This window comes from Gangjinia marincola (genome assembly GCF_039523415.1).
GTDB lineage: Bacteria > Bacteroidota > Bacteroidia > Flavobacteriales > Flavobacteriaceae > Gangjinia > Gangjinia marincola.
The window spans coordinates 409,524-420,467 of sequence record NZ_BAAAFG010000015.1; the positions used below are offsets into that span (position 1 = coordinate 409,524).

Genomic DNA, 10,944 nt, shown 5'->3' on the forward strand with positions numbered 1-10,944 from the left:
AGAAGCGATTATTTTTGCGCTTTCTAATAAATAATGATTTTAAACTTTACTATGAAAAAAATAATTATAATTGTTTTGGGAGCAATCAGTTTGGCGTCGTGTGAACAACCTAAAACAGCTTATGTTGATAATACTAAATTGATTCAGGAATATACTGAAATGAAGGATGCAGAATCTAAGTTTGGAGTGAGGTCAGATAGGATGAGAGCTCAAATGGATTCTGTTGCAAAGGAATTTCAAATAGAAGTACAGGCGTATCAAAATAGCATGAATAGCATGTCTGCTGCAAAACGTCAAGAAAAAGAGGCCGAATTAATGACAAAACAACAACAGCTCCAGCAACAGCAACAACTTAGAAGCCAGATGCTTAGACAAGAGAGTGATGCTGTAATTGACTCAATTGTAACTAAAGTCAAAAATTTTGTAAAGGAGTATGGTAAAAATAATAATTACACCTACATCTACGGTTCTAATGAAAGTGCCAACATTATGTATGCAAAAGAAGGTCTGGATATAACAGATAAAGTTCTAGAAGAGCTCAACAAAACCAATGATACTGCGCAATAGTAGTTTTTATTCTTCAGTACGTAAACCTATTTTGAAAAAAATGGGTTTTTTTATGGATTCTTCTTAGCCAGGTAGGTTCTTTTCTTACAGCTTAGTTTTGAGGTTATCAATATGATTCAAGGTCTGTTCTTGATTAGAATTCCTTAATCCATTACTAATGAATGATTTAACTCGTTTTTAGATAATTCCTATCACACTAATATTTAAAACCGTACAGATGAAAAGAATTTTATTAATCAGTATAGGTCTGTTAGTTAATATTTATGTCATTCTCAAGATGTAGCTTTTGGAGTTAAAGTAGGAGTGAACTTTTCTAAATTTGGTTAAGAAGGAGATCTTGACGGAAGAACAGGAGCATTTATAGGAAGATTTGCAGATATCCCTTTGACAAATGAGCAAGTTCATATACAACCAGAAGTATTATACTTTGCTGAAGGATCAGAAGATACTGAAGCTAACTTTATTCGTGTCCTTGGACTGGCTAAGTTATGTCCTGCAGAGAGATTAAGCATTGAAGCTGGGCCTCAATTTAGAATTCGGGTTTCTGCAGAATCAGCAGTAGAGGACTCTACCAAATCATTTGATTATGGTCTCTCTTTTTGTCCAGATATGAATTGACCGATATTGGATTATTATTTAATGCACGCTATAATGTAGGAATCGCAAATCTATCTGACCAAGATTCATTTGACACTAACATGGCAATTTTCCAACTTGGAATAGGTTATAAGTTCAAGTAGCAAGTAAATGGAAATCAAGGCGTTTAGTAAATATAGAAAAAGCAATGATGAGAACACCCTTTCACTAAGCGTCTTAATTATTATTATAGACTTTCTTTGGTATGGAGCAGACGTGTTAGCTTAATGGATAGATCTGTAAAGATTACTTTTGGGTTGCCGTTACGCTCTATATGTAATCGCGCCTTTTCTAGCTCTTCTACGATATTGATAATGTTTGCACCATGTACAAAAGGGGCGAACTTGGTTAAATCAAAATTTTTAGAATTAGGAGTTAAAAACACTAATTCCTCTGCTCCATAATTAAGTAGCAACGCCTGTCTAAAGAAATCTGTACAATAGTTTAAAAAACGTTTTTGCACCTCACGTCCGCTTCCGGCGATTCCTTCGCTCCATTTAATAAGATCGTGAATAGCCGCCTTGTTACCTTTGGCTTTAAAGGCGCTTCTTACCCATGAGATAAACCACTCCTCAAACGCCTGATCTTCTCCATCATTTTTAAGTAAATGCAAGGCTTTATTATAATTTCCTTCCGCTTGACGGGCAATTTGTAGCGCAATATCACGCGTACTACTTTCATTTTTGATAAGTCCTTCAGCAATAATAGCATCACTCAACAAAGGGAAATGTAATACCTGACATCTGGAGCGAATCGTTTGAAGTAACTTTTCTTCTTCTTCAGCCAATAAAATCATCAGGGTTTTATCAGGTGGCTCTTCAATGAGTTTAAGTAATTTATTGGCAGCGGCAGAATTTAATTTATCAGCCCCCCAAATAATCATGATCTTATACCCTCCTTCATATGATTTAAGGGATAGTTTTTTAAGAATATCTGTAGCTTCATTGACCCCAATTTGACCTTGTTTATTGTCTACACCAAGGTATTGATACCAATCAAAGACATTTGCGTAGGAATTTTGTTTTATAAATATCATCCACTCTGACATAAAAAGATTGCAAGATGGATTCTTTTTTATCTTGCTATTAGTCGTTACAGGAAATGCAAAATGAAGATCTGGATGAGATAATGAATCAAGTTTAGCATGACATGCTTTTATATCTTCGTTTTTTTTAGAATCATTTATATCGCATAATATGTAACGTGCGTAAGCAATAGCTGTCGATAAAATTCCACTACCATAACTACCCACAAATAATTGAGCGTGCGGAATTCTGCCTCTTTCAGCAGAAGTAACAAGATGATTTTTGAGATGATTATGCCCTAGGACATCGCTAAATAACATACAAAAGCGAAAATAGCATTTTTAGTTTACCTGCTCATAACCCTGTTTATTACTTATTCATGTTTTAGGATAAGTTCCCTTTTATGTTTAGGGATAAATAGTATTTTTGAGATTAGTCAAAGCGCGTTTTATATGAAAAAGGTTGAAGATTTTTCGTTTAATGATAAGAAAGCATTAATCAGGGTAGATTTTAATGTTCCGCTAAACGACGATTTTGAGGTTACGGACAGCACAAGGATTCAGGCAGCTAAGCCTACTGTTCTTTCAATATTAGAAGATGGAGGAAGCGCTATTTTAATATCTCACTTAGGTCGTCCAAAAGGAGTACAAGAAGAATTCTCATTGCGTCATATTTGTCGCAAAGTTTCAGAAATCATTGGCGTAAAAACAATTTTTGTGGAGGACTGTGTAGGTCCCAAGGCTAAAGAAGCCGTGGCGAAACTAAAACCCGGTGAAATTATTTTATTGGAAAACCTTAGGTTTCATGATGAAGAAACAAAAGGGGATAAAGAATTTGCAAAGAAACTAGCCTCTTTGGGAGATATTTACGTTAATGATGCTTTTGGAACGGCGCATCGTGCACATGCTTCTACAACGATCATCGCCAACTTTATGGAACATAAATGCGCTGGAAAACTCCTTTCAAAAGAAATAGAGAGTTTAAACAAAGTAATGCATCATCCACAAAAGCCTGTTACCGCAGTACTGGGGGGTGCAAAGGTATCCTCTAAAATTACAGTTATTGAACATGTGCTTGACAAAGTGGATAACCTCATCATAGGTGGTGGGATGGCCTATACATTTATCAAAGCTCAGGGAGGAAACATTGGAAGTTCTATTTGTGAAGATGATAAACAAGAGTTAGCGCTCTCTATCCTGGAAAAAGCCAAACAAAAAAAAGTTCAGGTATACCTTCCAGTAGATGTAGTTGCTGCAGATAGTTTTTCAGAATTTGCGGCCACAACGATAGAACCTATTGATAAAATACCAGATGGCTGGCAGGGACTGGATGCAGGACCTAAATCCTTACAAATCTTTGAAGAGGCGATTAAGCAATCCAAAACAATTTTATGGAACGGACCTCTAGGGGTTTTTGAAATAAAACCATTCGCAAAGGCCACCATAGCATTAGGAGAGTTTATTGCTGAAGCGACAAGAAATGGAGCTTTTTCTTTGGTGGGAGGAGGAGACTCTGTTGCCGCAGTAAAACAATTTGGCTTTGAATATAAGGTAAGCTACGTTTCTACCGGCGGCGGCGCCATGCTAGAAATGCTTGAAGGAAAAACCTTACCGGGAATCGCTGCTTTAGAAGACTAACAACAAATTATTTATGAAACGAAACCTTTGTTTTTTACTATTGGCGGTTTTTGTCTATTCAACCCATGCACAAGAATACATACAGGAAACCGGAAAAATCAAGACGAGTACATCAGGTAAATTCTTTTCTTCTATTAAAAAGAAAAAGCGTAAGCAGGTTGCTCCGGCAATTCGGCGCACAACATTGGATTCTGCGTTTAACCAAAACGGTGATATAATCCAATCTTCTACAGAGAGACCTCTGGAAATAAACACAAACCTCAAAGAAAACCTTACAGATAATCCCGAAGGAGCCAGAATGGATAGTTTGTGGCGCAATGAACTTATCGCCTCCCGGCTTTACAGTAAAATTGGCAAGGACTTTAGCGAACAGCATTATATTCCAGAAGTATTGGATCGCAACATCTCTACAGCATTATTAAAAAGTAGATTAAACGAATTAGACAGCAAAACGCCTTTTAATGTCGCTCATAATAAAACCTTAGAGAGTGTCATTAATATGTTTTTGAACAGGCACAAAAAAACGTATGAGGAGTTAATGACAGTGAGCCAATACTATTTTCCCTTATTTGAAGAAGAATTAGATAAGTATGATATCCCGTTAGAGATGAAATATCTGGCTATAGTTGAGTCGGCGTTAGACCCTAAGGCCAAATCACGCTCTGGTGCGACTGGACTATGGCAATTTATGTATGGAACGGGCAAGATGATGGATCTTGAGGTCAATAGCTATGTGGATAGAAGAAGAGACCCAATTGAAGCAACAAAAGCGGCGTGTGAATATCTAAGTAAACTGTACAATACGTTTGGAGATTGGGAACTTGCCATCGCAGCCTATAATTCTGGTCCGGGAAATGTGACAAAGGCCATACGAAGAAGTGGAGGAAAGAAAAATTTTTGGGAGATTAGAAAATACTTACCCCGTGAAACAGCAGGGTATGTACCGTCTTTTTTAGCAACACTTTACATTTTTGAATATGCAGATGAACATGGTTTTCAACCCTTACAGTCACCAACTCCTTATGTAAATACAGATACAATTTCTGTCAAGTCAACACTTACCTTTGATCAAGTTTCAAAAGCAACCAATATGCCGGTGAGCGAAATAGAGTTTTACAACCCTACGTTCAAGCTGGGGATTATTCCAAAGGTAGAAGGAGAACAATACGCATTGCGACTTCCTAAAAAAGAGCTGGGGATCTTTGTAGCAAATGAAGAAGCTATATACCGTTATGCAGAGCAACAAAACAGAAATAATATTGCGCAACTTCCGCATTTATATGAAAATGGAGATTTAGTCAATCATCATGTAATTAGAGGAGAGACATTGGGAGCTATTGCAATGGCATACGGAGTAAAAATCTCAAGCTTAAAGCGCTGGAATAAACTTACTACAGATAAATTAGAGGTTGGTCAACGTATTATGGTATACCCAAAAAATGCCGTTAGTGGTATTGCTCAAGCTAAAGAAGAAGCCCGTAACAGCGCCAACACAAAGATCTATGTGGTGAAGCAGGGCGACACGCTTTGGAAGATCTCAAAGCGTTTTCCTGGTGTCACAGTTCAAAACATTAAAAAGTGGAATGGTATTAGTGGTAACTTGATCAAAACCGGAATGAAACTAAAAGTTTCTAAAGGCTAACCTCAAAAAGCTCACTATGAAAAAAACAATCTTTTTTGCTCTTTCATGCGCATTTTTAATTTCCTGCGGAAGCAAAGACAGTAATACAAAAAATGATTTAATACTTTCAAATTCTTCTGGAAACATAAATACCCTGCTTGTCGTAATGCCCGAAGAAGGTTGGAATGGAGAAACAGGTGAGGTGATAAGAGAAGTTTTTGCCGCACCGGTAGATGGCTTGCCCCAGGAGGAACCCTTATTTTCGATGAGCCACATTACACCAAAAACCTTTAGTGGATTTACCAAAAAAAGCAGAATTTTTCTCAAAATTCAACAAGCTAAAACTGCTGGAATAGAATCTATTGTAAATAAATACGCCAAGCCTCAACAGGGATTTGTTATTACCGGTCCTAATAAAGAGGCAGTTCATCAACTCATTAAGGAAAATGGGGATAAGATGATTGCAGCGTACAAAAGTACAGAGCGATCAGAAAAGATAAGACGTGTACGAAAATCTCTAAATGACACAGAGCCTTTGGAAGAAGCTTTAGGAATCACCCTAAAATTTCCTACTGCATACCGTTACGCAAAACAGGAAGATGATTTTGTATGGATAAGAAAAGAAATCCCAAACGGAAGCATGGAAATTCTGGCTTATCAGATTCCGTATCATAGGATTAATAAAGACAGTGTAGTGACCAGCATAATAAAAATGAGGGACTCTATAGGAGCTGCACATATCCCCGGACCATTGGAAGGAAGCTATATGCAAACCGAAAAAGCGTTCGCTCCTTATCTTTTTGATGCAAATGTAGCGGGAAGAAAAGCCTATGAGACTAAGGGAATGTGGGATGTGACTAACGCCTTTATGGCCGGCCCTTTTGTGAATTATGTGATTGAGGATAAAGAGAAGGACCGCTATGTCGTGATAGAAGGCTTTGTATTTAAACCATCAGCCGCAAAAAGGGATCAAATATTTGAGCTTGAGGCGATTCTTAGATCTGTGGTTATCCAATAAAAAAGACCCTTTAAGAATACTAAAGGGTCTGTATAGATAGGAGGACAAGCTTATTTTTTTTCTTCTATTTTTTCGTCCTCATCTTCTTTTGAGGCATCTTTAAATTCTTTAATACCACTGCCTAAGCCGCGCATTAATTCTGGTATCTTTTTTCCGCCAAAAAGCAATAAAATCACTATTCCAATGATGACCCATTGCCATGGACCAATAACGCCATATATCATATCAAGTATTACCATCATTTTTTATTTAGAGTACAAAGTTAATAATTAATCTTCAATACTCTCGTTATACGCAGTAGGTTTAATGATAGCATAATAACAGCAGGGTCGTAAAAGCTAGAATGTTTATCTTTGTACATCATGGCGGGGAAAAAAAGAAATAAGAAAAAACTGGCAAAAAAATGGCTACACGAGTACAGGCTGGTTGTTCTTAATGAAGATACTTTTGAAGAGCGATTTTCATATAAACTTACGCGTCTTAATGTGTTTGTTGCTTTTACACTTTCTGCTATATTACTAATTGCGCTAACGACTGTATTAATTGCTTTTACACCTATACGGGAATACATTCCGGGATATTCGTCAACTAAACTAAAAAACCAAGCTGTAGATTTAACGTTTAAAACCGATTCACTTCAAAAAGCCATCGCCTTAAACAATCAGTATTATAATTCAATTCGCAGAGTACTTAGCGGCGAGGTAGATTCCCTGGCGTTTAGCAGGGAAAACTTAACTCTTGAGCCAATTGATCCAGCAACAGTCGACTTTAGCGCTAATGAAGCAGACTCACTCTTACGCATTGAAGTTGAACAGGAAGAAAAATTTAATACGTTTGAGACCAATATGACTCAAATCGAAATTGCGCTGTTCCCACCCGTAAAAGGGTCGATTTCGTCTCCATACAATATAGATGACAAACATTATGCGGTAGATGTAGTTACGACAAAAGATGCCCCTGTAAAGGCAGCTGCAGATGGAACAGTGATATTTTCAGAATGGTCCAGCGCGACAGGTTATGTAATCTTAGTGGAGCATGATTATGGATTAATTTCTGTCTATAAACACAATTCATCGTTAAGTAAAGAGCAGGGAGAGGTCGTTAAAGCAGGAGAGGTGATTGCCATTGTAGGCAACACGGGTGAGTTAACCACAGGACCTCACTTACATTTTGAACTCTGGATTGATGGATATCCGGTTGATCCAACTAATTATATCAACTTTGAATAACCCCTGTAAATGTCACTAAAATCCATTGCAGCAAAACTTTTTGCCACCAGAGAAGTTGGAAAAATGCAACGCTGGATAAAAAAACCCGTAGAGACTCAAGCTAGGGTCTTTCATCAATTGATTAAAACGGCAGAGCAAACTAAATTTGGTAAAGAACACAATTTTAGTTTGATTAAAAATCCTGCAGACTTTGCCCAACAAGTTCCCGTTTGTGATTATGAAGGGTTAAGAAGTTACATTGACAGTGTCGTTAAAGGGGAAGAAGATATTCTATGGCCAGGCAAACCCTTGTACTTTGCAAAAACCTCTGGAACAACTAGCGGAGCGAAATATATTCCGTTGACCAAAGAATCCATGCCTACCCATATTAAGGCCGCTAGAAATGCTTTGCTTTGCTATATCAAAGAAACGGGAAACGCCAATTTTGTAGACGGTAAGATGATCTTTTTGCAAGGCAGTCCAGAGCTTACGCAAAAAAGTGGAATCTCACTAGGGAGACTTTCAGGCATTGTGGCTCACTACGTACCATCCTACTTACTTAAAAATCGTTTACCAAGCTGGGAGACTAATTGTATTGAGGATTGGGAAACTAAGGTAGATGCGATTGTAGATGAAACCATAGATCAAAACATGACCGTGATAAGCGGTATTCCCTCCTGGGTACAAATGTATTTTGAACGGCTAATTGAACGCACTAATAAACCCGTTGGGGATCTCTTTAAAAAGTTCAATCTCTTCATTTATGGCGGTGTTAATTTTGAACCTTATCGTGCAAAATTTGAGCAGCTCATCGGCAGAAGAGTAGATAGTATTGAGCTTTTTCCAGCTTCAGAGGGATTTTTTGCGTTTCAGGATTCGCAAAAAAATAAAGGATTACTACTTCTATTAGATTCAGGCATATTTTACGAATTTATCAAGGCAGACGAATTTTTTGATGAGAATCCTTCCCGTTTGACCATTGGTGACGTTAAGTTAGATGTAAACTACGTCATGATCATTTCTACTACAGCAGGTTTATGGGCGTACAATCTGGGCGACACTATTAAATTTACCAGTATTTCACCCTATCGTGTTATCGTTACAGGAAGAATTAAACACTTTATTTCGGCATTTGGTGAGCACGTAATCGCCAATGAGGTGGAAAATGCGTTGAATATCGCTTTGGCTAAAGAGGAAGCGACTATCAATGAATTTACGGTAGCACCACAGGTTAACCCGGCTTCGGGCTTGCCCTATCATGAATGGTTGATCGAATTCAATCAAGAACCTAAGGATTTGTCCGCTTTCGCGGAAGCGATTGATCAGGCCATGCAGCAGCAAAATACATACTACGATGATTTAATTAGCGGGAGTATCCTTCGACCTTTAAAAATAACCAGAGTAGCACCTGAGGGATTTAAAAAATATATGAAATCTATTGGTAAGCTAGGAGGACAAAATAAACTCCCCAGATTATCGAATGATCGAAAGATCGCAGATGTTCTTGAAACGCTAAAATAATGTACCTTTGACCGCAATTATGACGATGATTACCATACCAGGAAGAACGCGCGCACAAGAGAGCTCAAACGCCATTGAGCGACTCTACATTACAATGCGTCACCTGTTTAATCGCGGATTTTATAAGCCCACAGGAGTTTCTGGAGAAAGCCTTAAAGAAGCCTTGCTCACACTACGTCCTGAAATATATGGTACTGTAGCCGAAGAAAAAATTGAGCTCAACGGTTTACTCTATATAATGGATCGATTACCGCTGGGAATCGAGGAATGTAAGTTTATTAACCTCACCAGTGATGAAGGATATAAGAACTCTCATTTCACCCCAATTGTTCCTCCTAAACGAAGAAGAAATTGCTATCGTATTGATGAGGAGCAGATGAACATCGAAATTACGCGAGGACGCTCAGAGATATACGATATTTTAACCCATCTCACATTCCTTTTTATTGAGGCCGAAAAAATCAGAGATGCTGTGGTTATCGATGAAGAAGGTAATACCACAAGAGACTGGGAGAAATTAGAAAAAGCTGTCCTTAGAAAAAAGGATCTTACACAACAGGAAAGAGAAATTGCGATTACACACACGGCCAATATTTTAGGACGAACGTTTGAGGAGGTCCTACAGGTGTATGATAAATTTGCGCTTAAAGAAAATGGAGAACGTTTTCTTCATATAGTCTATTGGTTAGGTAAGCTAAGTATTCAAGAGGATATTGATGAAACAAAACGCATTATTACCTTTAGCCCGGTGTTAAGAGAGCGTTTAGGACATCACATACACGGTGAACGCTGGGCAAACGCTATTAAAAAACAGCTGGTAAAGCATAATTTAATTAATCGCCCATTACACATTGTTAGTGCAAATATGCATAGTGTAATGAACACTTTATACGCGCCTCAAGCCTTAGATTCTTTGATTAAAAAGCACTCAACTCAGTATGTTTATGAACAATTGAGCAAGTCTAACAATGAGCAACTGCGGCAACGTGTACTCAAACTTGCGCTCAACCAGGGGATGTATTTTATTACGGATGAAAGCGGCGCTAATATTAATGTTCAACTATTTGACACAGCCGGATTTAATTGCCCTGATCAACGATTTTGTACTACTTTAGAGGATAAAGAAGAAAAGCCTGTAATTATTGTGATGGATTATGCATTTGGGGAACAGGCCTATGAGACCATGGATGAATTATTAAAACCTTATCGTATTGATGATCAGAACATCCATTTGGATGTAAAATCAATTTCTATAATGGGTAAGGCAGGTATCTTAGAGGGTGGTAAGGGAGACATTATGATCCCTAGTGCCCATCTTTTTGAGGGAACAGCAGATAATTATCCCTTTAAAAACCGATTAAAAAAGAAAGATTTAGAAGGCAATGGTCTATCTATTTTTAGTGGTGCAATGGTAACCGTTTTAGGGACTTCCTTACAAAATAGAGATATCCTTAAGTTTTTTCACGACTCGACCTGGAACGTCATTGGGCTTGAGATGGAAGGTGCGCATTATCAAAAGGCTATTCAGGCAGCGTCCAAATTACGCGGGAGTATTTCACCAAAAGTTAAAGTGAGGTATGCCTATTATGCGAGTGATAATCCTTTAGAAACGGGAAGTACGTTAGCTTCAGGCGGACTTGGAACTACAGGTGTAAAACCTACCTATTTGATTACCGAAAAAATTTTAGAACAAATATTTAATCAAGCTTAG

10 protein-coding genes are annotated in these 10,944 nt (G+C 37.8%); 8 read left to right on the forward strand and 2 right to left on the reverse strand.

All coding sequences use genetic code 11. From position 1 onward, the window contains the following. Positions 1–51 precede the first annotated feature (51 nt). Positions 52–567 (forward strand): OmpH/Skp family outer membrane protein, encoded by a 516-nt coding sequence (locus ABD000_RS09660; RefSeq protein ID WP_343766593.1) that lies wholly within the window; start codon positions 52–54, stop codon positions 565–567. 384 nt (positions 568–951) lie between these two features. Continuing rightward, a complete protein-coding gene (locus ABD000_RS09665) occupies positions 952–1,185 on the forward strand; it encodes a hypothetical protein (RefSeq protein WP_343766595.1) in 234 nt (77 codons plus the stop codon). 205 nt (positions 1,186–1,390) lie between these two features. Here ABD000_RS09665 and ABD000_RS09670 read toward each other — a convergent pair whose 3' ends face one another. Next, positions 1,391–2,548, reverse strand: a complete 1,158-nt coding sequence (locus tag ABD000_RS09670; protein WP_343766597.1) for a DNA polymerase III subunit — start codon at positions 2,546–2,548, stop codon at positions 1,391–1,393. A 132-nt stretch (positions 2,549–2,680) separates the two neighbouring features. Between ABD000_RS09670 and ABD000_RS09675 the strand changes: the two genes are divergently transcribed. Genes ABD000_RS09675 through ABD000_RS09685 form a run of 3 tightly spaced genes read left to right on the forward strand, consistent with a single transcriptional unit; the run spans position 2,681 to position 6,504 of the window. Further along, a complete protein-coding gene (locus ABD000_RS09675; protein ID WP_343766599.1) occupies positions 2,681–3,865 on the forward strand; it encodes a phosphoglycerate kinase in 1,185 nt (394 codons plus the stop codon). 13 nt (positions 3,866–3,878) lie between these two features. Then, the gene (locus ABD000_RS09680; RefSeq protein WP_343766602.1) at positions 3,879–5,507 is read left to right on the forward strand and encodes a lytic transglycosylase domain-containing protein; all 1,629 of its coding nucleotides are present in this window, start codon (positions 3,879–3,881) and stop codon (positions 5,505–5,507) included. A gap of 16 nt (positions 5,508–5,523) precedes the next feature. Beyond that, complete coding sequence (locus ABD000_RS09685) at positions 5,524–6,504, forward strand: DUF4837 family protein (protein WP_343766604.1); 981 nt, start codon at positions 5,524–5,526, stop codon at positions 6,502–6,504. 50 nt (positions 6,505–6,554) lie between these two features. Here ABD000_RS09685 and ABD000_RS09690 read toward each other — a convergent pair whose 3' ends face one another. Further along, entirely contained in the window at positions 6,555–6,743 is a 189-nt protein-coding gene (locus ABD000_RS09690; protein WP_343767311.1) for a Sec-independent protein translocase subunit TatA/TatB, read from the reverse strand. 123 nt (positions 6,744–6,866) lie between these two features. Between ABD000_RS09690 and ABD000_RS09695 the strand changes: the two genes are divergently transcribed. The 3 genes from ABD000_RS09695 to ABD000_RS09705 are packed head-to-tail and all read left to right on the forward strand — an operon-like array spanning position 6,867 to position 10,944. Continuing rightward, complete coding sequence (locus ABD000_RS09695; protein ID WP_343766606.1) at positions 6,867–7,733, forward strand: M23 family metallopeptidase; 867 nt, start codon at positions 6,867–6,869, stop codon at positions 7,731–7,733. A gap of 9 nt (positions 7,734–7,742) precedes the next feature. After that, a complete protein-coding gene (locus tag ABD000_RS09700) occupies positions 7,743–9,233 on the forward strand; it encodes a GH3 auxin-responsive promoter family protein (protein WP_343766609.1) in 1,491 nt (496 codons plus the stop codon). A gap of 19 nt (positions 9,234–9,252) precedes the next feature. After that, positions 9,253–10,944: a DUF6909 family protein gene (locus ABD000_RS09705; protein ID WP_343767314.1), complete on the forward strand. Its 1,692-nt coding sequence runs from the start codon at positions 9,253–9,255 to the stop codon at positions 10,942–10,944.